General features: G+C 61.7%; 21 protein-coding genes. 11 read left to right on the top strand and 10 right to left on the bottom strand.

The window, feature by feature from the left end:
• The 4 genes from ACK6BI_RS17375 to fabI are packed head-to-tail and all read left to right on the top strand — an operon-like array spanning position 1 to position 4521.
• Positions 1–1074 (top strand): microcin C ABC transporter permease YejB, encoded by a 1074-nt coding sequence (locus tag ACK6BI_RS17375; protein ID WP_065260294.1) that lies wholly within the window; start codon positions 1–3, stop codon positions 1072–1074.
• A gap of 1 nt (position 1075) precedes the next feature.
• Positions 1076–2095, top strand: a complete 1020-nt coding sequence (locus tag ACK6BI_RS17370; protein WP_409318013.1) for an ABC transporter permease — start codon at positions 1076–1078, stop codon at positions 2093–2095.
• A gap of 1 nt (position 2096) precedes the next feature.
• Positions 2097–3707, top strand: a complete 1611-nt coding sequence (locus ACK6BI_RS17365; protein ID WP_409318012.1) for an ABC transporter ATP-binding protein — start codon at positions 2097–2099, stop codon at positions 3705–3707.
• A gap of 19 nt (positions 3708–3726) precedes the next feature.
• Positions 3727–4521 (top strand): enoyl-ACP reductase FabI, encoded by a 795-nt coding sequence (gene fabI / locus ACK6BI_RS17360; RefSeq protein WP_085708603.1) that lies wholly within the window; start codon positions 3727–3729, stop codon positions 4519–4521.
• A 45-nt stretch (positions 4522–4566) separates the two neighbouring features.
• Here fabI and ACK6BI_RS17355 read toward each other — a convergent pair whose 3' ends face one another.
• Entirely contained in the window at positions 4567–5430 is an 864-nt protein-coding gene (locus ACK6BI_RS17355; protein WP_409318011.1) for a LysR family transcriptional regulator, read from the bottom strand.
• A gap of 114 nt (positions 5431–5544) precedes the next feature.
• Between ACK6BI_RS17355 and ACK6BI_RS17350 the strand changes: the two genes are divergently transcribed.
• Positions 5545–5970, top strand: a complete 426-nt coding sequence (locus ACK6BI_RS17350) for a VOC family protein (RefSeq protein ID WP_409318010.1) — start codon at positions 5545–5547, stop codon at positions 5968–5970.
• A 99-nt stretch (positions 5971–6069) separates the two neighbouring features.
• Here the strand turns inward: ACK6BI_RS17350 and ACK6BI_RS17345 are convergent, their stop codons facing one another.
• From ACK6BI_RS17345 to ACK6BI_RS17330, 4 genes are all read right to left on the bottom strand, one after another.
• Positions 6070–7035 (bottom strand): sensor domain-containing diguanylate cyclase, encoded by a 966-nt coding sequence (locus tag ACK6BI_RS17345; RefSeq protein WP_409318009.1) that lies wholly within the window; start codon positions 7033–7035, stop codon positions 6070–6072.
• A 61-nt stretch (positions 7036–7096) separates the two neighbouring features.
• Positions 7097–7675 (bottom strand): hypothetical protein, encoded by a 579-nt coding sequence (locus ACK6BI_RS17340; RefSeq protein ID WP_409318008.1) that lies wholly within the window; start codon positions 7673–7675, stop codon positions 7097–7099.
• Position 7676: 1 nt separating this feature from the next.
• On the bottom strand, positions 7677–9839 hold the full coding sequence (locus ACK6BI_RS17335; RefSeq protein WP_409318007.1) for a molybdopterin cofactor-binding domain-containing protein: 2163 nt from the start codon (positions 9837–9839) through the stop codon (positions 7677–7679).
• 17 nt (positions 9840–9856) lie between these two features.
• Positions 9857–10312 (bottom strand): (2Fe-2S)-binding protein, encoded by a 456-nt coding sequence (locus tag ACK6BI_RS17330; RefSeq protein ID WP_007956954.1) that lies wholly within the window; start codon positions 10310–10312, stop codon positions 9857–9859.
• A gap of 240 nt (positions 10313–10552) precedes the next feature.
• On the opposite strand from ACK6BI_RS17330, the gene ACK6BI_RS17325 reads away from it, so the two are divergent.
• Positions 10553–11383: an alpha/beta fold hydrolase gene (locus ACK6BI_RS17325; RefSeq protein WP_065260303.1), complete on the top strand. Its 831-nt coding sequence runs from the start codon at positions 10553–10555 to the stop codon at positions 11381–11383.
• 36 nt (positions 11384–11419) lie between these two features.
• Here the strand turns inward: ACK6BI_RS17325 and ACK6BI_RS17320 are convergent, their stop codons facing one another.
• Positions 11420–11812 carry a GFA family protein gene (locus ACK6BI_RS17320; protein ID WP_409318006.1) on the bottom strand — a complete coding sequence of 131 codons (393 nt, stop codon included), beginning with the start codon at positions 11810–11812 and terminating at the stop codon, positions 11420–11422.
• Between the two features lie 109 nt (positions 11813–11921).
• Here ACK6BI_RS17320 and ACK6BI_RS17315 point away from each other — a divergent pair, with 109 nt between their 5' ends.
• The 4 genes from ACK6BI_RS17315 (at position 11922) to ACK6BI_RS17300 (ending at position 15256) form a co-directional block, all read left to right on the top strand.
• The gene (locus ACK6BI_RS17315; protein ID WP_409318005.1) at positions 11922–13070 is read left to right on the top strand and encodes a GGDEF domain-containing protein; all 1149 of its coding nucleotides are present in this window, start codon (positions 11922–11924) and stop codon (positions 13068–13070) included.
• A gap of 37 nt (positions 13071–13107) precedes the next feature.
• Positions 13108–13803 (top strand): class I SAM-dependent methyltransferase, encoded by a 696-nt coding sequence (locus ACK6BI_RS17310; protein ID WP_409318004.1) that lies wholly within the window; start codon positions 13108–13110, stop codon positions 13801–13803.
• 80 nt (positions 13804–13883) lie between these two features.
• Positions 13884–14387, top strand: a complete 504-nt coding sequence (locus ACK6BI_RS17305; RefSeq protein WP_409318003.1) for a VOC family protein — start codon at positions 13884–13886, stop codon at positions 14385–14387.
• Positions 14388–14422: 35 nt separating this feature from the next.
• Positions 14423–15256 (top strand): AraC family transcriptional regulator, encoded by an 834-nt coding sequence (locus ACK6BI_RS17300; RefSeq protein WP_409318002.1) that lies wholly within the window; start codon positions 14423–14425, stop codon positions 15254–15256.
• A gap of 40 nt (positions 15257–15296) precedes the next feature.
• Here ACK6BI_RS17300 and ACK6BI_RS17295 read toward each other — a convergent pair whose 3' ends face one another.
• Together ACK6BI_RS17295 and ACK6BI_RS17290 are read right to left on the bottom strand one after the other, a co-directional pair.
• Positions 15297–15668 (bottom strand): DUF6124 family protein, encoded by a 372-nt coding sequence (locus ACK6BI_RS17295; protein ID WP_409318001.1) that lies wholly within the window; start codon positions 15666–15668, stop codon positions 15297–15299.
• Between the two features lie 355 nt (positions 15669–16023).
• Positions 16024–16611, bottom strand: coding sequence for a LysE family translocator (locus tag ACK6BI_RS17290; RefSeq protein WP_260523116.1), 588 nt, complete (start codon positions 16609–16611; stop codon positions 16024–16026).
• Between the two features lie 140 nt (positions 16612–16751).
• On the opposite strand from ACK6BI_RS17290, the gene ACK6BI_RS17285 reads away from it, so the two are divergent.
• On the top strand, positions 16752–17537 hold the full coding sequence (locus tag ACK6BI_RS17285) for a type 1 glutamine amidotransferase domain-containing protein (protein ID WP_409318000.1): 786 nt from the start codon (positions 16752–16754) through the stop codon (positions 17535–17537).
• Here ACK6BI_RS17285 and ACK6BI_RS17280 read toward each other — a convergent pair.
• Both ACK6BI_RS17280 and ACK6BI_RS17275 read right to left on the bottom strand, forming a co-directional pair.
• On the bottom strand, positions 17515–19752 hold the full coding sequence (locus ACK6BI_RS17280) for an ATP-binding protein (RefSeq protein ID WP_409317999.1): 2238 nt from the start codon (positions 19750–19752) through the stop codon (positions 17515–17517). The two genes, ACK6BI_RS17285 and ACK6BI_RS17280, sit on opposite strands and share 23 nt — an antisense overlap.
• Positions 19749–20354 carry a biliverdin-producing heme oxygenase gene (locus ACK6BI_RS17275; RefSeq protein ID WP_409317998.1) on the bottom strand — a complete coding sequence of 202 codons (606 nt, stop codon included), beginning with the start codon at positions 20352–20354 and terminating at the stop codon, positions 19749–19751. The genes ACK6BI_RS17280 and ACK6BI_RS17275 overlap by 4 nt, the downstream gene beginning before the upstream one ends.
• Between the last annotated feature and the right edge of the window lie 74 nt (positions 20355–20428).

Here is a 20428-nt window from a genome sequence, read left to right as displayed (position 1 = left end):
ATGCTGGCGTATATCCTGCGACGACTGTTGCTGATCATCCCGACCCTGTTCGGCATTCTGCTGATCAACTTCGTGATCATCCAGGCCGCCCCCGGCGGGCCGGTGGAACAGATGATCGCCAAGCTCGAAGGTTTCGAAGGCGCCACCAGTCGCATTGCCGGCGGCGGTGCCGAAGTGTCGGTGGCCGGCTCCGCCTATCGCGGCGCACAAGGCCTGGACCCGGCGCTGATCAAGGAAATCGAGCACATGTACGGCTTCGACAAGTCGGCGCCGGAACGGCTGTGGATCATGGTCAAGAACTACGCCCGGCTCGATTTCGGTGACAGTTTCTTCCGTGATGCCAAGGTCATCGACCTGATCAAGGAAAAGATGCCGGTGTCGATTTCGCTGGGGCTGTGGAGCACGCTGATCATGTACCTGGTGTCGATCCCGCTGGGGATCGCCAAGGCCACGCGGCACGGCAGCCACTTCGATGTCTGGACCAGCTCGGCGATCATCGTCGGCTATGCGATCCCGGCGTTCCTGTTCGCCATCCTGTTGATCGTGGTGTTTGCCGGCGGCAGTTATCTGGACTGGTTCCCGCTGCGCGGCCTGACCTCCAACAACTTCGACGAATTGAGCCTGGGCGGCAAGGTCCTCGACTACTTCTGGCACCTGGCGCTGCCGGTGACGGCGCTGGTGATCGGCAACTTCGCCACCATGACCCTGCTGACCAAGAACAGCTTCCTCGACGAAATCAACAAACAGTACGTGGTCACCGCCAAGGCCAAGGGTCTGACGCGCAACCGCGTGCTCTATGGCCACGTGTTCCGCAACGCGATGCTGCTGGTGATCGCCGGTTTCCCGTCGGCATTCATCGGCATCTTCTTCACAGGCTCCCTGCTGGTGGAAGTGATCTTCTCTCTCGACGGTCTCGGCCTTATGAGTTTCGAAGCGGCGATCAACCGCGATTACCCGGTGGTGTTCGGCACCCTGTTCATCTTCACCCTGCTGGGGCTGGTGGTGAAACTGATCGGCGACCTCACCTATACCCTCGTCGATCCCCGCATCGACTTCGCCAGCCGGGAGCATTGAGATGAACCTGTCCCCTCTCAACCGCCGGCGCTTCGAGCTGTTCAAGGCCAACAAACGTGGCTGGTGGTCGCTGTGGCTGTTCCTGATTCTGTTCGGCCTGAGCCTCGGCGCCGAGCTGATCGCCAACGACAAGCCTTTGGTGGTGCACTACGACAACAACTGGTACTTCCCGGCGATCAAGCGCTACCCGGAGACCACTTTCGGCGGCGAATTCCCGCTGGAGGCCAATTACAAGAGCCCGTACATCCAGGAACTGCTCAAGGCCAAGGACGCGTGGGTGCTGTGGGCGCCGATTCCGTTCAGTTACCAGAGCATCAACTACGACCTGAAAGTCCCGGCCCCCGCCCCGCCCTCGTCGGTCAACCTGCTGGGCACCGACGATCAGGGCCGCGATGTGCTGGCGCGGGTGATCTACGGTTTCCGGATTTCCGTGCTGTTCGCCCTGACGTTGACCGTCCTCAGTTCGATCATCGGCGTGATCGCCGGCGCGTTGCAGGGCTTCTATGGCGGCTGGGTAGATCTGGCCGGCCAGCGTTTTCTGGAGATCTGGTCGGGTTTGCCGGTGCTGTACCTGCTGATCATCCTCGCCAGCTTCGTCCAGCCGAATTTCTGGTGGCTGCTGGGGATCATGCTGCTGTTCTCGTGGATGAGCCTGGTTGACGTGGTGCGCGCCGAGTTCCTGCGTGGGCGTAACCTTGAATACGTGCGGGCGGCCCGGGCGTTGGGGATGCAGAACGGCGCGATCATGTTCCGTCACATTCTGCCCAACGCCATGGTCTCGACCATGACTTTCATGCCGTTCATCCTGACCGGCGCCATCGGCACCCTCACCGCGCTGGACTTCCTCGGTTTCGGCTTGCCGGCCGGCAGTCCGTCGCTGGGTGAACTGGTGGCTCAGGGCAAATCCAACCTGCAGGCGCCGTGGCTGGGCATGAGCGCGTTTGCGGTGCTGGCGCTGATGCTGAGCCTGCTGGTATTTATCGGCGAGTCTGCTCGCGATGCCTTCGACCCGAGGAAGTGAAATGAATCAGGACAATCTGATCGAAGTCCGCGATCTCGCCGTCGAGTTCGGTACGGGCGATCGCGCACACCGGGTGGTCGAGGGTGTGAGTTTTGACATCAAGCGTGGCGAAACCCTGGCGCTGGTGGGCGAGTCCGGCTCGGGCAAGTCGGTGACGGCGCACTCGATCCTGCGCCTGCTGCCCTACCCGCTGGCTCGCCACCCTGCCGGCAGCATCAGCTATTCCGGGCAAAACCTGCTGGAGCTGAGCGAAAAGACCATTCGGCACATCCGCGGCAACCGGATCGCGATGATCTTCCAGGAGCCGATGACCTCGCTCAACCCGCTGCACTCGATCGAAAAGCAGATCAATGAAGTGCTGGGCATCCACAAAGGCCTGACCGGCAAGGTCGCGACCAAGCGCACACTGGAGCTGTTGGAAATGGTCGGCATTCCCGAGCCGCACAAACGGCTCAAGGCCCTGCCCCACGAATTGTCCGGCGGCCAGCGCCAACGGGTGATGATTGCCATGGCCCTGGCCAACGAGCCGGAACTGCTGATCGCCGACGAACCGACCACCGCGCTGGACGTGACCGTTCAGCTGAAAATCCTCGACCTGCTCAAGCAATTGCAGGCTCGATTGGGCATGGCGCTGCTACTGATCAGTCACGATTTGAACCTGGTGCGAAGAATTGCGCATCGTGTATGTGTCATGCAGCGCGGTTGCATCGTCGAACAGGCATCGTGCGCAGAACTGTTCCGTTCTCCGCAGCATCCGTACACCCGGGAGCTGCTGGCGGCGGAGCCCAGCGGAGGCCCGGCGAGCAATGAAATCGGGGCACCGCTGCTTGAAGTCGAGGATCTGAAAGTCTGGTTCCCGATCAAGAAAGGCCTGTTCAAGCGCACGGTGGATCACGTCAAGGCCGTGGACGGCATCAACTTCAGCCTGCCTCAGGGTCAGACTCTGGGCATCGTGGGAGAAAGCGGTTCGGGCAAGTCCACCCTCGGTCTGGCCATTTTGCGGCTGATCGGCAGCCAGGGCGCGATCCGTTTTGAAGGCAAGCAGCTAGACTGCCTGACGCAGAAAGAGGTTCGTCCGTTGCGTCGGGAGATGCAGGTGGTGTTTCAGGACCCGTTCGGCAGCCTGAGCCCGCGAATGTGCGTGAGCGACATCGTTGGCGAAGGTTTGCGGATCCACAGGATGGGCACCGCCGCCGAGCAGGAAGCGGCAATCATTGCGGCATTGAAGGAGGTAGGTCTGGATCCGGAAACCCGGCACCGCTACCCCCACGAATTTTCCGGTGGGCAACGGCAGCGTATCGCCATTGCCCGGGCCCTGGTGCTCAAGCCGGCGCTGATCCTTCTGGACGAGCCGACTTCGGCCCTCGACCGGACGGTGCAGCGGCAAGTGGTGGAGCTGTTGCGTTCACTGCAAGCCAAGTACAACCTGACGTATTTGTTCATCAGCCATGACCTGGCTGTCGTCAAAGCGCTAAGCCACCAGTTGATGGTGGTCAAGCATGGCCAAGTGGTCGAACAGGGAGACGCGCAAAGTATTTTTGCCGCCCCCCGACATCCGTATACACAGCAGTTGCTGGAAGCCGCTTTTCTGGCACCAGCCACTGCGCAATAACCTGAAAGAGGAGCAACACATGGGTTTTCTCGCCGGTAAGCGCGTACTGATCGTCGGTGTCGCCAGCAAGCTGTCCATCGCATCCGGCATCGCTGCCGCCATGCATCGCGAGGGCGCTGAGCTTGCCTTCACTTATCAGAACGAAAAACTGAAAGGTCGCGTCGAAGAATTCGCACAAGGCTGGGGCTCGAGCCCTGAGCTGTGCTTCCCGTGCGACGTGGCCAGCGATGCGGAAATCGCCAAGGTCTTCGAAGAACTGAGCAAGAAGTGGGACGGCCTGGACTGCATCGTGCACTCCGTCGGCTTCGCACCGGGCGACCAGCTGGACGGCGACTTCACCGAAGTCACCACCCGTGAAGGCTACCGCATCTCCCACGACATCAGCGCCTACAGCTTCGTCGCCCTGGCCAAGGCCGGTCGCGAAATGATGAAGGGCCGCAATGGCAGCCTGCTGACCCTGTCCTACCTGGGCGCCGAGCGCACCATGCCGAACTACAACGTCATGGGCATGGCCAAGGCTTCGCTGGAAGCCGGCGTACGCTACCTGGCCGGCTCCCTGGGCCCGGAAGGCACCCGCGTCAACTGCGTATCCGCCGGCCCGATCCGCACCCTGGCCGCTTCCGGCATCAAGAGCTTCCGCAAGATGCTGGCCGCCAACGAAGCGCAGACCCCGCTGCGTCGCAACGTCACCATCGAAGAAGTCGGCAACGTCGGCGCCTTCCTGTGCTCGGACCTGGCGTCCGGCATCAGCGGTGAAATCACCTACGTGGACGGCGGCTTCAACACCACCGCCATGGGCAACATCGAAGAGTAATCTTCGGACTGCCGATAAAAAGCCCGCCAGAACCGGCGGGCTTTTTCATGCCTGCAATTCCAGGCAATGAGCGAACAACCGCTGAATCGGCTGACTGCGCTGGCTGTAGCGCTGCAACAGCACCATCTCGCGATAGAACGTAAGCTCACCCAATTCGATCGCCCTCACCTTCAACGGATGCTCCAGCCACAATCCGGCTCTTGGCAGCAACGAAACCCCGAGCCCGCACTCGACCATCTTCACGATCGCTTCCAGCTCATCCAGCTCCAGCGCTACGTGGACGTCTAGCCGCTGCTCACGCAGAAACCGCGTCACCAGCCGTCCGCCAAACGAATTGCGGTCGTAGCGCACGTGAGGATGCTCGGCGAGCAATTGCAGCGGATCGTCACCTTCGACGTCGGGCGGCACGATCAGCACGAAGGGCTCGCGACGAATCACCTGCGCCGACAGCTCCTTGGGCAATTCGAACGGCGGCTTGATCATGATCGCCAGATCGACTTCCCCGGCATCCACCTGGCTCAACAGGTTCAGCGACACACCCGGCACCAGTTTCGGCTCCACGCCCGGCGCCTGTTGCCGCAAGCACAACAAGGCCTGAGGCAACAACCCTGTCTGCGCAGTCGCCACGGCGCCGATTTTCAGCTCACCGCGAAACTCGCCGACATTTTCGCTGATCGCCATGCGGCTGAAGGTGGCGAGCATTTCCTGCGCCATCGGCACCGCGCGCTGCCCGGCCGGATTGAGGATCGCCTGCCGCCCGGTGCGATCGAACAGACGCACGCCCAAGGCTTGCTCAAGATTGCGGATCTGCGCGCTGACCGCCGATTGCGTCAGGCCGATATGCAGACCGGCGGCGGCAAACGTGCCGTGCCGTGCCACCGCCAAAAAGGTTTTCAGTTCACGCAACATGGGCGCCTCGACTGATCGAAATAATTTGAGCTCGGCGCAAAAACTATCGTCTTTCAATCGAAAAGCACAGCGCTAGACTGAGTTCACCCCAACCATCAACAGAGACCGCACCCTATGTCACTCTGCCCTTTCCACTTGGCAATTCCGGTGTACGACCTCGCCGCCGCCCGGCATTTTTACCGTGAAGTGTTCGGTCTGGAGGAAGGCCGTTCCAGCGATCATTGGGTCGACTTCAATTTCTTCGGTCATCAACTGGTGATTCACCTGGTGCCGAAGAACGCGTCGCAGGAGGCGGCGCATACCAACGCCGTGGACGGGCATGACGTCCCGGTGCCGCATTTTGGCGTGGTGCTGGGGATGGAGGAATGGCATGCCCTCGCCGAGCGCCTGAAGTCACTGGGCACTCGGTTTGTGATCGAGCCGGGAATTCGGTTTCAGGGGTTGGTGGGCGAGCAGGCGACGATGTTTCTGTTTGATCCGTGCGGCAATGCGCTGGAGTTCAAGGCGTTCAAGGATATCGGGCAGTTGTTTGCCAAGTGACTTTGCGGCGTTCATCCGGGCGCCATCGCTGGCAAGCCAGCTCCCACAGTTTGAAATGCATTCCCTGTGGGAGCTGGCTTGCCAGCGATGAGGTCGGCACTAACAACGCTTCAAAGCCTGCTTGTGCTCATACATCGCCGCATCTGCATCCGCCAGCAGATTGTCCACCGTTGCATGCCGTCGCGGGTCGTATTCGATCTGTCCGACACTGAAGCGAATCGCGTAGCCCCGGTGCAACGTGGCATTGCGCTCTTCGAGAATTTCCTTGAGCCGCGCCATGATCCGGGTAGTTTCCACGTGACTTGAGCCCGTCAGCAGCGCCACGAATTCATCGCCACCCAGCCGCCCCACCACATCGCTCTCGCGAAAGGCGATGCGCAGCACATCGGCGAACGTCTTGAGCGCACTGTCGCCTTCGGCATGCCCATAAAGATCGTTGATCTGCTTGAAATCATTCAGATCGAAAAACAGCAGCGTCGCCGGTTTTTCCAGACGTGCGCAGGCGTCGAGCGCATGCTGGGCCAGCATCTTGAAGCCGCGACGGTTGGACAGCAGCGTCAGTTCGTCCATGCTCGCCATCTGCACGGCCATCAGCTCCTGCTCGGCCATGCCGGCCAGATCGCGCAACAAGGCGCGTTCTTCATCGTCAAGATCCCGGGGTTTGGTGTCGATCAGGCACAAGGTGCCCATCTTGTTGCCATTGGGCACGGTCAGTGGGTAACCGGCATAGAAACGGATCTTCGGCCCCCCCGTCACCAGCGGGTTGTCGTAAAAACGCTCGTCCTCTCGGGCGTCAGGCACCAGCATAAGTTCATCCTTGAGAATCGCGTGGCCGCAGAATGACACCGAGCGCGGCGTTTCGGTGGTGTCCAGCCCCACGCAGGACTTGAACCATTGCCGCTCCTTGTCCACCAGCGTGACCAGAGCGATCGGCACATTGAACAGGCGCCGCGCCAGACGGGTCAGGCGATCGAAGCGCTCTTCGGGAGCGGTGTCGAGAAGATTCAATCCGTGCAACGCCTGTATGCGTGCTGCTTCATTAACGGGTTTGCCTGGGACCAGCATCACAGTTTCCCTTGTTGTCAGAGACCTTCAGCGTAGCCCGATTCCACGGCGACTCAAACCCTCACCCCCCCGCAACCGGGCATGGCCCGCCCGCATCCGCCCAAAGCTTGAACTGGGTCACGAAGATATCATGGGGCACCGGCACCGGTTGTCGCCCTGCGCCGGGGTTCCAGCCCCAGAGCACCAGTTTGTCCTCGCTGACGTGTTTGATCAGTGCAGCGAAATCCCGGTCACCATTGCTGTTGCGGTCCTTGATCATCGCGCACAAGCGATCCGGCGGCAGGCCGATCCAGGCCATTTTGTGGGCGGCTGGCGGCAGGCTCCAGTGCGGTGCGCCGGGCGGTGCATGGGGGCCGTAGCTGGCCGGTGGATTGCTTTGCGCGTGGCAGGTGGCGCAAGGCAAACCGGCGGCGCCCTTGCCGTCCATGCCGCGTACCACGTTCATCCCGTGAGGCGTGCCGACGTCGAACTGCAACGGCGAATCCCCGGGAATGTGGCAGTTCTGGCAACGCGGGCTCTGGAAGACTTTCTGCACCGTGCCGAAGGCTTTTAAAGCCTCCTGATCGTCGGCAAACAGGTCCGACGCGTAACCGCCCAGCCCGACCAGGATCACCGTGCCCAACAGCAAATGACGTTTCATCTCACACCCCCGACAGTTGCAGCGGCAGTTCCCGCAGACGCTGCCCGGTCAGGGCGAACACTGCGTTGGCCACCGCCGGCGCCGTGGGCGGCACACCGGCCTCGCCAATGCCGCCGGGCTTGTCGGTGCTCGGCACGATATGCACCTCGACCACCGGCATCTCGTTCAGCCGCAACACTTGATAGTCGTGATAGTTGGACTGCACGACCTGGCCATCCTTGAGCGTCAGTTTGCTGTGCAGCGCCATGCCCAGACCGAAAGTGATGCACGACTCCATCTGCGCCGCGATGCTCTGCGGATTGACCGCGATCCCGCAATCCACCGCGCACACCACCCGGTGCACACGGATCTTCAGATTGTCCTGGGAGACTTCGGCCACTTGCGCCACGTAACTGCCGAACGACTCGTGCACCGCTACGCCCAGCGCATGGCCATCCGGCAACGACGCTTTCCAGTCGGCCTTCTCCACCGCCAGATTCAACACGCCGAGGTGCCGGGCATGGTCCTTGAGCAACGTTCGCCGGTATTCCACCGGGTCCTTGCCCGCCGCCGTGGCCATCTCATCGATCAGCGACTCCATGACAAACGCGCTGTGGCTATGGCCCACCGAACGCAACCACAACACGTTGATGCCGGTGGCCGGCGAATGCAGATCGACTTGATGGTCGGCCAGCCCCTGGATGTACGGACTGTCGGCCACGCCCTCGACCGAAGTCTGGTCGACGCCGTTCTTGACCATGGTTTGTTCCAGCATGGTGCCGGCCATGATCGATTGCCCGACCAGCACGTGCTGCCACGCCAGCGGCATCCCGTCGGCGCCGAGGCCAATTCGCGCCTGATGCAGGAACATCGAGCGGTAGTAGCCGCCGCGAATGTCATCCTCCCGCGACCACACGGTTTTCACCGGCATCGCGGCAGCCTTCGCCACTTGCACCGCTTCGGCGACGAAGTCCGAAGTCGGATTGGCCCGGCGCCCGAAGCCGCCGCCGAGGAATTCGGTGTGGATCTCTACCTGCTCCGGTTTCAGTCCGGTGATCTTGCCGGCGATCATCTGGTCCAGCGTCTGGAACTGCGTGCCGGTCCAGATCTCGCATTTGTCGGCAGTGATTTTCACCGTGCAGTTGAGCGGCTCCATCGGTGCATGAGCCAGATAAGGCACGCTGTACTCGACATCGATTTTCTTTGCTGCTTTGCCGAAGCTGCCCTTGGCGTCACCGGCCTGACTGGCGGAAATGCCCGGAGTGGCGGCGAGCTTGCGGAAACTCTCCAACAGTTTTTCGCTGCTCAGATCCGCGTGCGGCCCAAGATCCCAATCGACTTTCAGCGCATCTCGCCCCAGTTTCGCCGCCCAGTAATGATCGGCGATCACCGCCACCCCGGTCGGCACTTGCACCACTTTGCGCACGCCGGGAATGGCCAGGGCCTGAGCCCCTTCGAAGGATTTGACGCTGGCGCCGAACACCGGCGCCCGGGCGACCATGGCCGTCATCAAGCCGTCGAACTGCACATCCATGCCGAACTGAGCGCGGCCGGTGATTTTCTCCGGGGTGTCGAGGCGTTTGGTGGGCTTGCCGATGACCTTCCAGTCCTTGGCTTCCTTGAAGGTGATCGACTTGGGGTCCGGTACCGGCAGTTGCCCGGCGGCGTCCGCCAGTTCGCCGTAAGTGGCGCGTTTGTCACCGGCAATCACCACGCCGGATTCGGTGCGGATCGTCGAGGGTGCCACGTTGAAACGCTTGGCTGCTGCCTCGATCAACATCTGCCGTGCGGTGGCGCCCGCGAGTCGGTAGCGGTCGAACTCCATCCAGGTCGAGGTCGACCCGCCGGTGATCTGCATCCCGCCAAACGCGGGCATGCCGTAATCGGCTGCCGAAGCCGGAGAGTGTTCGACACGGATCTTCGACCAGTCGGCGTCCAGTTCTTCGGCAATCAGCATGGTCAGGCCGGTCCAGATGCCCTGGCCCATTTCCGAATGCCCGAGCAGCACGGTGACGCTATTGTCCGGCGCAATTCGCAGAAACGCATTCGGCGCAAAGGCCTTGCCTTCATTTTCCGCCGCCGTGGCAAACCGGTTACCGCCGGGCACCATGAAGGCCACGACAAGACCACCGCCCAGCACGGCGCTGCCCTTGAGAAATCCGCGACGGGATACAGGACTGTTCATCACCCACCTCCCCTCGCTCAGCCTATGTCGGCGGCACGTTTGACCGCTGCACGGATTCTCGGATACGTGCCGCAGCGGCAGATGTTGCCGGAGAGCGCCTGATCGATATCGCTGTCGGTGGGTTTGGGGATTTTCGCCAGCAACGCGGCGGCGGACATGATCTGCCCGGACTGGCAGTAGCCGCACTGCACCACATCCAGCTCGGCCCAGGCCTGCTGCACCGGATGCGAACCGTCACTGGACAAACCTTCGATGGTGAGAATTTTCTGGCCATGGGCCACGGCCGTGGCCGGCGTGATGCACGAGCGCAGCGGAGCGCCATCGACGTGCACGGTGCAGGCCCCGCACTGGGCCATGCCGCAACCGAACTTGGTGCCGGTCAGGTGCGCGACATCGCGCAGAACCCAGAGCAACGGCATGTCCGCGGGGACATCGAGCTCCTGATCCTTGCCATTGATATTCAAGGTCAGCATCGGGGATTTCCTCAGACTCTCGGTGTTCTGAAGGGGCGCGGCTACAGCCTTCTATGCTGTGCCCGCCTCGGCTTATCCCTTTCAGCTAAGCGCATTTTCATCCGACGACCAGCCGCCGCGACCACCGGTCATGCAGCACCGTTCGGGAATTCACCGATCAAAGGACTGATTTTGCTCCTACAGTTGATTCCGGTTGCCATCGCAAGACCTGCCCTTTCACATTTTTCAGGAGTAGCAAACATGGGCTATGTCACAACGAAAGACGGCGTCGAAATCTTCTACAAGGACTGGGGCCCGAAAGATGCCCCGGTGATTCACTTCCACCACGGCTGGCCGCTGAGCGCGGACGACTGGGATGCGCAGATGCTGTTCTTCCTCGCTCAGGGCTTCCGGGTGGTGGCCCACGACCGACGGGGGCACGGGCGTTCGAGCCAGGTGTGGGACGGCCACGACATGGATCATTACGCCGACGACGTGGCGGCGGTGGTCAATCATCTGGGGACGCAGAAAGCCGTGCACGTCGGCCACTCCACCGGTGGCGGTGAAGTCATCCATTACATTGCCCGGCATGGCGAGGATCGGGTCTCCAAAGCCGCAATCATCAGCGCCGTACCGCCGCTGATGGTGAAGACCGAGAGCAATCCGGGTGGTCTGCCGAAGTCGGTGTTCGACGATCTTCAAGCCCAATTGGCAGCCAATCGTGCGCAGTTCTATCACGATGTGCCGGCCGGACCGTTCTATGGCTACAACCGGCCGGGAGCGAAGCCTTCGGAACCCGTCGTGCTCAACTGGTGGCGTCAGGGCATGATGGGCGGCGCCAAGGCGCACTATGACGGCATCGTCGCCTTCTCGCAGACCGATTTCACCGAAGACCTGAAAGGCATTTCGATTCCGGTGCTGGTGATGCACGGTGACGACGATCAGATCGTGCCGTACGAAAACGCCGGCGTGCTGTCGGCCAAATTGCTGAAAAACAGCACGCTGAAAATCTACCCGGGCTTCCCCCACGGGATGCCGACCACCGAGGCCCCCACCATCAACGCGGATCTGCTGGCCTTCATTCGCGGCTGATCCCGTTGGCCGGGGTCAGGCGCTCTCTGGCCCCGGTTATTCTTCGGTTCGCCCGGAACCTTCACGATCACGCAGGTAATGTCTGGCCACGGGAAAGGCTGGCAGCCACGACTCGCGACGCACCGTCCAGAGTTCATAGGTCGGCTGCAATTGATCGGGCGCATCCAGCGCGCCCAGACTGATCTCGACTTCATCACCACTGCGGCCGAACACCGACGAGCCACAGCGCGGGCAGAAAAACCGTCCGGCATATTCTCGGGTTTCGCCGGTGATGTTCACCGCATCCGCCGCAAAGATCGCCGCCGACGCAAACAGCGCGCCATGATGTTTGCGGCAATCAAGACAATGACAGACGCCAACCCGCCAGGGTCGCCCTGACGCCTCGATACGCACCTCGCCGCACAGACAGCCACCGGTCAATCGATCCATGGGACACCTCGTCTGAAAATGGAATATCCGGTGAGTGAAAATAGCAGCCCTCCGGGGGAACGCTTACAATCGTGGCCCATTAACACTACTCAGACAGACCCTTTCCTTCATGGCGCTCGACCCCCTTACGATGCTCACCCTTTCCGTCGCCCTGGCAGCGGCAGCCGCCCTGTACCTGGCGGTTGAATGGCGCAGCATCCGCGAATCCTCACTGCTGTTCTGGAGCGCCGGTTTTGCCACCATCACCGTCGGCTCGAGCCTGGCGCTGCTGCGCGCCAACGGTTTTCCGCTGCTCGGCATCTGGTTCGCCAACGGCTTGCTGGTGGTCGCTCACTGGTTGTTCCTGCTGGGTGTTGCGCGGTTTACCCAGCGCTCGTTATCGCGAGCCTGGTACTTGATGTTCCTGCTCTGGCTGGCGTTGCTGCTGTTACCGGATGATCCGTCGTGGTCGAAGATCATGCTGATGGCCAACTCGCTGCTGGTGGCCGTGTTGATGCTGCGGGCCAGCCTGCTGCTGCGCCCTCACGGCCGTTCGCTGAGCATCGGTGCCGTGCAACTTCGCTATGTGCTGTTGCTTCACGGACTGTTCTATTTCGCCAAGGCAATCACGGCAGTGGTACCGGGGACGCTGATCGATCTGACGGCGTTTCGCGGCACGATCATTCAGATCTCCCTGGTCGAAGGCGCCATGGCAATCATGCTGATTGCACTGTCGATGACCGGCACCGAGCGCTACCGTCGCGAAAAACAGATCGCCGAACTGGCCGCCCGGGACCCGCTGACCGCGCTGTACAACCGCCGCGCCCTCGAAGTCCGCGCACCGCGCCTGCTCGATCAAGTCTCCAGCGACCGCCCCGGCGCCCTGCTGCTGATCGACATCGACAACTTCAAACTGATCAACGATCTGTATGGCCACACCGCCGGCGACCGCCTGCTGATTTCGCTCAGCGAGATGATCCGCTCGCAACTGCCTCAGGGCGCGCTGGCGGCGAGGCTGGGCGGTGACGAATTCGTCATGTTGCTGGGCGATGCCGCTCACGAACAGATCATGCTGCTGGGCAGTGGACTGCGCGAACAGTTTCAGGCCCTGACCTCAGAAACCTACAGCACCCCGCAGGCCGTCACCCTGAGCATTGGCGCCAAGGTCTTCGACCAGCCGCCGGCAAACCTTGCGGCGTTGATCGAACAGGGCGACAGTGCGCTCTACGAATCCAAGCGCAGCGGACGCAACCGGATTCGTCTGGCGGACTGCACCTGACCTATCCTTGCCTGCATCCGCATCCTCGGAGTTCGCCATGTCCTCGCCTGAATCCACCCTCCTCCAGAGCTGGAGCTACAACGCTCAGGCATGGACGCAAGCCATCCGCAGCGGTGCCATCGAAAGCCGCCAACAAGTCACCGATCAGGCGATTCTGTTGGCGGTGATGGGGCGCCAGCCGGAGCGCGTACTCGATCTGGGATGCGGCGAAGGCTGGCTGTCGCGGGCACTGGCAGAACGGGGAATCGAAGCAGTCGGCGTGGACGGTGATGCCACGCTGGTCGAGGCAGCGCAAGCGGCGGGATCGTCTCCCGTGTACGTCGCCAGCTATGAAGATCTGGCAGAAGCGAAAGTCGACATCGGCCGCGATTACGACCTGATCTGCGCCAATTTCTCCCTGCTGCATCAGGACATCATTCCGCTGCTTGCTGCCATGAACGCCCTGCTCGTGCCGGGCGGTGCGCTGGTGATCCAGACACTGCATCCGTGGTCGGTGGCCGCCGGTGATTATCAGGACGGCTGGCGGGAGGAAACCTTCGACGGCTTCAAGGGCCAGTGGCAGCCGATGCCGTGGTATTTCCGCACCTTGTCCAGCTGGCTGAATGCGCTGGACATGGCCGGGTTTCAGTTGACCAGCCTGCGCGAACCACAACATCCGCAAAGCCCTGCGCCGCAATCCTTGTTGCTGGTGGCCGAGCGACAAGACGCATTGTCGGCCCCGGACCTGAGCTGAACACGGCAACCGCCACCCCACGGCTGCCAAGCCGACTAGACTGTCAATCCAGCGTGTCCAACCTGCCGAGGATGACTGCCATGCAACGTTTCCAGAAAATCACACCGTGCCTGTGGTTCGACGATCAGGCCGAAACGGCGGCGAAGTTCTATTGCTCGATCTTCGACCACTCGAAAATCACCGCCATTACCCACTACGGCAAGGCCGGCCAGGAGTTTCATGGTCGCCCCGAAGGCTCGGTGATGACCGTCAGTTTCGAACTCGACGGCCAGACCTTCACCGGCCTCAATGGCGGGCCGCTGTTCAAGTTCAATGAGGCGGTGTCGTTTCAGGTCAACTGCCAGAACCAGGAAGAAGTCGACCATTTCTGGGGCAACCTCAGTGCCGGCGGGCCGGTGGAAGCGCAGCAATGCGGCTGGCTCAAGGACAAGTTCGGTGTGTCCTGGCAGATCGTCCCGGTGGCCTTCATGCACATGATGACCGACGCCGACCAGACCAAGGCCCAACGGGCGATGCAGGCCATGCTCGGGATGAAAAAACTCGATATCGCCGAACTCGAGCGAGCCTTCGCCGGCCAGAGCTAATACACTCGGGCACTGGCCTGCCGAGAACCATAACGATGAAACACGCTGCCGCCAAAAATACCGAACAAGCCCCGCGCTTCTGGCGCGACGACGCCCTGCCCTTCATCGAAGCGCGGGCCATCGCCGATGGGCGTGAGGTCTGTTATTCCCGACATTCCCACGCGCACTTTTCCATCGGTGCGATCACCGCCGGGCGCAGTACCTACGTGCATGAGCAATCCTCATTCGAAGTGGCGGCCGGCACCGTGGTGTTGATGAATCCGGGGGATGTCCACGCGTGCAACCCCATCGATGATCAGCCGTGGTCTTATCTGATGCTATACGTGGAAACGCCGTGGCTGACCGATCTGCAGCATCAGTTGGGCTTCAGTGCGGAACTTGAGTTTCGACGGTTTTCCGATACCCATTTGCATGACGTTCGCCTGTTTGACGACTTGAATGCGTTGTACGCGATATTGGTCGACGAGCAGCAAGACGTGCTGCGCAAACAGAGCGCGGCGGTGGAGTTTTTCAGCGACCTGCAACTGCGCCTGAACCCCATCGAATCGCCTCTTCGCGAACCGAACTTCAAACTCGAACGCGCCGCCGATTTCATTCGCCAGCACCGCACCGAACCGCTCAGCCTCGACGACATCTGCGCGGCTGCCGAACTGTCGCCGTCCTACCTGATCCGCGCCTTCAAACAACACTTCGGCATGACGCCCCATGCGTTCTTGGTCAACCAGCGCATTCAGTTTGCTCGCGAATGTTTACGTCACGGGCAGTTGATTGCGGATGTGGCGCTGGAGGCCGGGTTTGCTGACCAGGCGCATTTTCAGCGGGCGTTCAAGCAGCATCTGGCGGCTACGCCGGGGCAGTATCGGGGATAACAACAAAACGGCCCGCAATGGGCCGTTTCGGTTTCAGCACTCAGACACGGGGCTCTGCCGCCACATCCTGGTTATCCAGCACCCGATTTACCGCCAGTTCCGCCAGCATGATCAGTTGCCCGATGCCCGACAGCACATGCCGCTGTGGCGCATCGAGCATCCCGGCGAAATCGCTGGCCATGGTTTTGGCCGAGGTCAGGGTTTCGCAGGCGTCGGCCAGCAGTTCTTCATTCGCAATGCCGGGGGCGATGAGGTAGCGGGTGCCGGGTTTGAGCAGCGGTTTTCTGGGTTGGAACGGATTGAGGTAGTGATCGAGGGCGCGCTCGGCGGCTTCGTGGAATTTCTTTGAATCGAGGGTTTCGTAGGGCGAGGTTGAATCTGTTTCAGGCGGGTTTGGCGTTGGTTTGATCATGGTGAAGCTCCTTGATAGGCGGAGCTGCAACCGTTCGCGGTCAATCGAAACAGGTGGCAGCTGTACGCGGGTTGACCGACCGGGAATCAAGGAACCCGGCATACCCGAAGGTATCCCGCGCACAACCGCCATAAAACGAACAGCCACAAGAGCTGAACGGAAACGGCACGCTGGCGCCTTGATTGAGCCGGACGGTCAAGTCCGGTCGCTGATTCGTCAGCGACCCGGAAACGATAAAACCCGCCCTCAAGGCCCACAAGCCGGCGGATTCTGTCGGATGCGTAGGCAATGGCGCAAGGTGTCGTAGCTTGCCGGAAGCATCCTTAAACACCTTTAAACCCAAGGCCCGCCGCGCTTACGGCAACAGCAAATACCCCGCACTTACCGCCAGCAACAAAGCCATCACCCGATTGAACAACCGCATGCCCGCCGGGTTGCCCAGATAGCCGCGCAAAAACGTCCCGGCATACACCCAGCACCCCACCGACAAATAGCAGATCACCAGATACACCGCCGCAAACTGCCACACCAGCCGCGCCTCGCCATCGGCGACAAACGCGCCCATCCCCGCCACGCAGGCCAGCCAGGCCTTGGGGTTGAGCCACTGCATGACCGCACCGTAGAGCATCGACGGCGCCCTGCCCGATTCCCCCGTATTCAACTGCCCATCATCGGTGGCCAGTTTCCAGGCCATGAACAGCAGAAACGCCACCCCGGCCAGTTGCACCACGCGGGTCAGCGACGGCCACTGTTTCAACACTTCGTGAAGCCCCAGCCCCATCAGCACCAGCAACAACACGAACCCCAGCGTCGCCCCGGCCACGTGCCGTTGACTGGCACGAAAGCCGAACTGCGCCCCCGAACTCAACGCCACGATATTCACCGGCCCCGGGGTTATGGACGCGGCCAGGGCAAACGCCGCCATCGACACAATCAGACTCATCGCACACCTGCTTCAGATCGAGGAACAAGGCGCCCACGGTAGTCCGCAGTCAACCGGCGGTATTGAAGGAAATTACCCCCGCACGCGCGGGTCCACTACGCTCTACCTCAGTGACCACTCTCGACCAGGACGTCGCCTCCATGATTCTGATGCTGTTGCCAGCCGCCGATTACGATCCCACCGAAAGCAGCGTGCCCTGGCAGGCGATGCGCAATGCGGGCATCGAAGTGCGCTTTGCCACACCGCAGGGCTTGCCCGCCCACGCCGATCCACGATTGGTGGATATCGGCTTCGGCTTGCTGAGTTCGATGCTGATGACGCGTGAAGCCGACCTTTACAGTTACGCGCAAATGATCGAGTCCGAGGCGTTCAGGCAGCCGCTGGCGTATGCCGATGTCGACACGAAGCAGTTTGACGGTTTGCTGATCCCTGGCGGTCATGCCAAGGGGATGCGCACATTGCTGGAGTCCACGCAGGCCCGGCAGATCGCCCTGCAATTTTTCAAGGCCGGAAAACCCGTGGCAGCGGTGTGTCACGGCGTGCTGTTGCTGGCCCGCACCCTCGATCCGGACACCGGGCGTTCGGTGTTGTTCGGGCGCAAAGTCACGACGTTGCTCGCGGCAACCATGGAACTGCCGGCGTGGCTGATGACCGCTGCGTGGCTGGGACGCTACTACCGCACCTACAAACAGACGGTCGAGGCAGAAGTGAAAACCGCACTGGCCAGCAAGGCCGATTTTGTACGCGGGCCGCTGATCGCCAAACGCGATTGCGCGCAGAAACCCCAAGCCGGATTTGCGGTGCGCGACGGTCAACTGCTCACCGCACGCTGGCCCGGCGACTGCCATCGCTTCGCCGCCGAATGGGTGGCCATGTTGCAAGCCACCCGGCGCGATCCGCTGCTCAGTCCAGACGCGGCACGGTAAAGCGGAACTCGCTGCCCTGCCCCGGCTCGCTCTCGGCCACGATCCGTCCGCCATGGGCTTCGACGATACCCTGTGTGATGTACAGGCCCAGCCCGGTGCCGTTCGGGTTGCCTTCCTTCACCGTCCAGTAGCGGTCGAACACATGCGGCAGGTGATCCTTGGGAATGCCTTCACCGCTGTCACGCACGGTGAAGACGATGTCGTCGCCGACCGATTTGGCCACCACATCGACCGTGCCCAGGCGCGGCGTGAACTTGATCGCGTTGCCGACCAGATTCGACAGCACCTGAAACAGCCGCTCGGGGTCGGCATGGATGCTCAGATCGGGGTCGGCCTCGAACGAGATGCTGATGTCCTTGTCCAGCGCCAGCGGCGCCAGCAGTGATTGCGCCTCCTCGAACATCTGCGCGACATCGAGTTTCTGTGGCGCGATTGTGTAGCGCCCGGCGTCGATTTTCGAGGTGTCGAGCAAGTCTTCCAGCAACGTGTTCATGCGCCCGGCGGCTTGCTGCATGGTGTCGATGGCCGTGGAAATGCGTCGCGAGGTGTGCGGGCCGTCGGAGCTGAAGGCCTTCTGCATCATGCCGCACAGCATCGAAATGACGGTCATCGGGTTGCGCAGGTCATGGGAAACCACCGCCACCAGCTCATCGCGGGCCCGCACCGCTTCCTGCTCGCGGCGCACCTGGCGGGCCAGATCATTTTCCAGCGCCGAGCGGCGCAGGTCGTTGGCGGCAAACAGGTCGCCGTGGCTCCACTTGGTGGAAATCCCGGCCATCTCGACCTTCCAGATCTCGAACGAAGTACGCGGCCGCAGGCGCAGGCCGGCGTCGGAGTTCTCCAGATCCAGCGGCTTGCGCGGATCGCCACTCCAGTTGATGTTCTCTTTGACTTCGGGGCGGAACCACAGCACGCCGTTGTCCACCGGTTTGGGCAGGCTCATGGCGAGCACGCCGCTGGCGACCTGTTGATACTGCGCGGCTGGCGGGTAAACGCTGGCCAGGTGATGACTGGCGAACACCGGCTCGCCACGTTCCTGCAACCACTTGTGCAGGGCACGAATCTCCTCCGGTTCCGGGCAATTGCCGTAACGGTGCAATTGCTTGTCCTCGATGATCGCGATACCGCCGGCATTGGTCAGCGCCATCAGAACCTGTGGCCGGTTGGCCAGGCCATCGAAGACATTTTGCGGCGAGTCGATCATTGCCTGATTGAGCAGTGCCAGCGCTTCGACCTTTTCTTCCCGCTGGCGGCTGACTTCCAGCGCTTCCATCGCGCTGATCTGCAACGACAATACCTGGCCGATGGTCTGGCACGCCGTGCGCAGTTCATGGGGTACGTGCAGCGGTTGACGGTTGCCGCAACTGATCAGGCCCCAGAGCTTGTCGCCCTTGAGCAGGGAAATGCTCATCGACGACAGCACGCCCATGTTCTTCATGTACTGACAGTGAATCGGCGAGACGCTGCGCAGCGTCGCGAAACTCAGGTCCAGCGGGGTCTGGGTGTCCGGGCGCAGCTTGGGCACCAGCGGAACCGGCTGGTAGTCGGCGTTCGGAATGATCCGCAACCAGTTGGTGCGGTACAGCTCCCGGGCCTGCTCGGGGATATCGGACGCCGGGAAGAACAAGCCGTTGAACACTTCCATCGACGGATCGGACGCTTCGGCGATGACCTGGCCATGGCCCTCTTCTTCGAAGCGATAGATCAGCACCCGGTCGTAACCGGTCATGGCCTGGATTTCCTTGACGCTGATGTCGTACAGCGCCTGCAGGCTCTGGGCCTTTTGCAGGCGCGCGAGCATCCGCCCCAGGTGGGTTTCGGTGCCGGCGACGTTGCGCGGCTGGAAGTTTTCGACGTGGATTTCCAGCTCCAGGATCAACACATCCTGATGGCGATGCAGCAAACCTTCGAACGCCGTGCCGTTGAGGCGAAAATGCAGCGGCGGCGCGTCGGACAGGGTCGGCTGCTGCAAGGCCTCGCGAACCTGTTCGGCATGGGCATCGCCAATCAGGCTTTGCAGTGGCTGGCCGATCAGTTCCTGAGCCGGGCGCGCAAGCAAGGTCTCGACGTTGGCGCTGATCTGGATGATCGAAAGGTCCGGCTCGCTCAGGGTCAACAGCAGACCGTGAGGCTGGATCGCACCGGGAAAACGGATCGGCTCGTCGGCACAGTTGGCCAGCAACTCTTCAAAGGCTTCTTTGTCTTGCGGGGTCATACCAGAACCTCCTGGCTTTCGAGCCAGCGCTCGAAACAGCTGAATGTGGTGTGGGCAGCCGCCACGACGGCTTCACGCTCGTCGGTATCCATCGGGCGGCAGCCCAGGTATTCGATGAAGTCGCGCCAGCGTCGGCCGGTGGCAGCACCGTAGATGTCCAGGAACGCTGCGCCGTTGTCTGCGCCAAGGTTCAGGCGTGTGGCGATTTCCCGGCGCAGGATCTGCCCGCCGAGGGTTGCGCCTTCCAGCACGTACAACACGCCCAGCGCTGCGGCGGTGGAGTCGATGACGGGCAACTGCCGGCAGTCGGACAAGTCCGTACCGTTGGCGCCCAGCGCTTGCAGATCACGTTGCAGGGTCGGTGCTTTGAGGCGCGAATCCAGATCGAAATCGGCCGGGAGCGCACCGCTATCCCGCAACGCGGCTTCGAGAGGTTGATAAAAGCCGTAATAGGCGCGCATCAATCGCTCGAAAGCGCGCAGATCAAGGGTGTCGGAGAAGAAAGGAAGGCGCTTTTCCAGTGCAATGTGCAGTTCGGCCGTGCCGGCACGCAGATCCTGCAACACCGGTGGTACATGAACCTCGCGGGCCTTTGCTTGCATGTAGTCGCTCGTGCAGTGGGCCGTCGGGGCCATGGGGGAATGGAAACAAGCTTACACGGCTATGACGCTTTCTG

The organism is Pseudomonas sp. KCJK9016, assembly GCF_046231795.1.
Classification (GTDB): domain Bacteria; phylum Pseudomonadota; class Gammaproteobacteria; order Pseudomonadales; family Pseudomonadaceae; genus Aquipseudomonas; species Aquipseudomonas bananamidigenes.
Note: the sequence above shows the minus strand (reverse complement) of the source record. Positions and strands in the feature narration are given on the sequence as shown.

Bases quoted from the DNA above. Each gene is read 5' to 3' on its own strand.
- ACK6BI_RS17375 (WP_065260294.1), top strand. From the start codon at position 1: ATGCTGGCGTATATCCTGCGACGACTGTTGCTGATCATCCCGACCCTG.
- ACK6BI_RS17370 (WP_409318013.1), top strand. From the start codon at position 1,076: ATGAACCTGTCCCCTCTCAACCGCCGGCGCTTCGAGCTGTTCAAGGCC.
- ACK6BI_RS17365 (WP_409318012.1), top strand. From the start codon at position 2,097: ATGAATCAGGACAATCTGATCGAAGTCCGCGATCTCGCCGTCGAGTTC.
- fabI (WP_085708603.1), top strand. From the start codon at position 3,727: ATGGGTTTTCTCGCCGGTAAGCGCGTACTGATCGTCGGTGTCGCCAGC.
- ACK6BI_RS17355 (WP_409318011.1), bottom strand. From the start codon at position 5,430: ATGTTGCGTGAACTGAAAACCTTTTTGGCGGTGGCACGGCACGGCACG.
- ACK6BI_RS17350 (WP_409318010.1), top strand. From the start codon at position 5,545: ATGTCACTCTGCCCTTTCCACTTGGCAATTCCGGTGTACGACCTCGCC.
- ACK6BI_RS17345 (WP_409318009.1), bottom strand. From the start codon at position 7,035: ATGCTGGTCCCAGGCAAACCCGTTAATGAAGCAGCACGCATACAGGCG.
- ACK6BI_RS17340 (WP_409318008.1), bottom strand. From the start codon at position 7,675: ATGAAACGTCATTTGCTGTTGGGCACGGTGATCCTGGTCGGGCTGGGC.
- ACK6BI_RS17335 (WP_409318007.1), bottom strand. From the start codon at position 9,839: ATGAACAGTCCTGTATCCCGTCGCGGATTTCTCAAGGGCAGCGCCGTG.
- ACK6BI_RS17330 (WP_007956954.1), bottom strand. From the start codon at position 10,312: ATGCTGACCTTGAATATCAATGGCAAGGATCAGGAGCTCGATGTCCCC.
- ACK6BI_RS17325 (WP_065260303.1), top strand. From the start codon at position 10,553: ATGGGCTATGTCACAACGAAAGACGGCGTCGAAATCTTCTACAAGGAC.
- ACK6BI_RS17320 (WP_409318006.1), bottom strand. From the start codon at position 11,812: ATGGATCGATTGACCGGTGGCTGTCTGTGCGGCGAGGTGCGTATCGAG.
- ACK6BI_RS17315 (WP_409318005.1), top strand. From the start codon at position 11,922: ATGGCGCTCGACCCCCTTACGATGCTCACCCTTTCCGTCGCCCTGGCA.
- ACK6BI_RS17310 (WP_409318004.1), top strand. From the start codon at position 13,108: ATGTCCTCGCCTGAATCCACCCTCCTCCAGAGCTGGAGCTACAACGCT.
- ACK6BI_RS17305 (WP_409318003.1), top strand. From the start codon at position 13,884: ATGCAACGTTTCCAGAAAATCACACCGTGCCTGTGGTTCGACGATCAG.
- ACK6BI_RS17300 (WP_409318002.1), top strand. From the start codon at position 14,423: ATGAAACACGCTGCCGCCAAAAATACCGAACAAGCCCCGCGCTTCTGG.
- ACK6BI_RS17295 (WP_409318001.1), bottom strand. From the start codon at position 15,668: ATGATCAAACCAACGCCAAACCCGCCTGAAACAGATTCAACCTCGCCC.
- ACK6BI_RS17290 (WP_260523116.1), bottom strand. From the start codon at position 16,611: ATGAGTCTGATTGTGTCGATGGCGGCGTTTGCCCTGGCCGCGTCCATA.
- ACK6BI_RS17285 (WP_409318000.1), top strand. From the start codon at position 16,752: ATGATTCTGATGCTGTTGCCAGCCGCCGATTACGATCCCACCGAAAGC.
- ACK6BI_RS17280 (WP_409317999.1), bottom strand. From the start codon at position 19,752: ATGACCCCGCAAGACAAAGAAGCCTTTGAAGAGTTGCTGGCCAACTGT.
- ACK6BI_RS17275 (WP_409317998.1), bottom strand. From the start codon at position 20,354: ATGCAAGCAAAGGCCCGCGAGGTTCATGTACCACCGGTGTTGCAGGAT.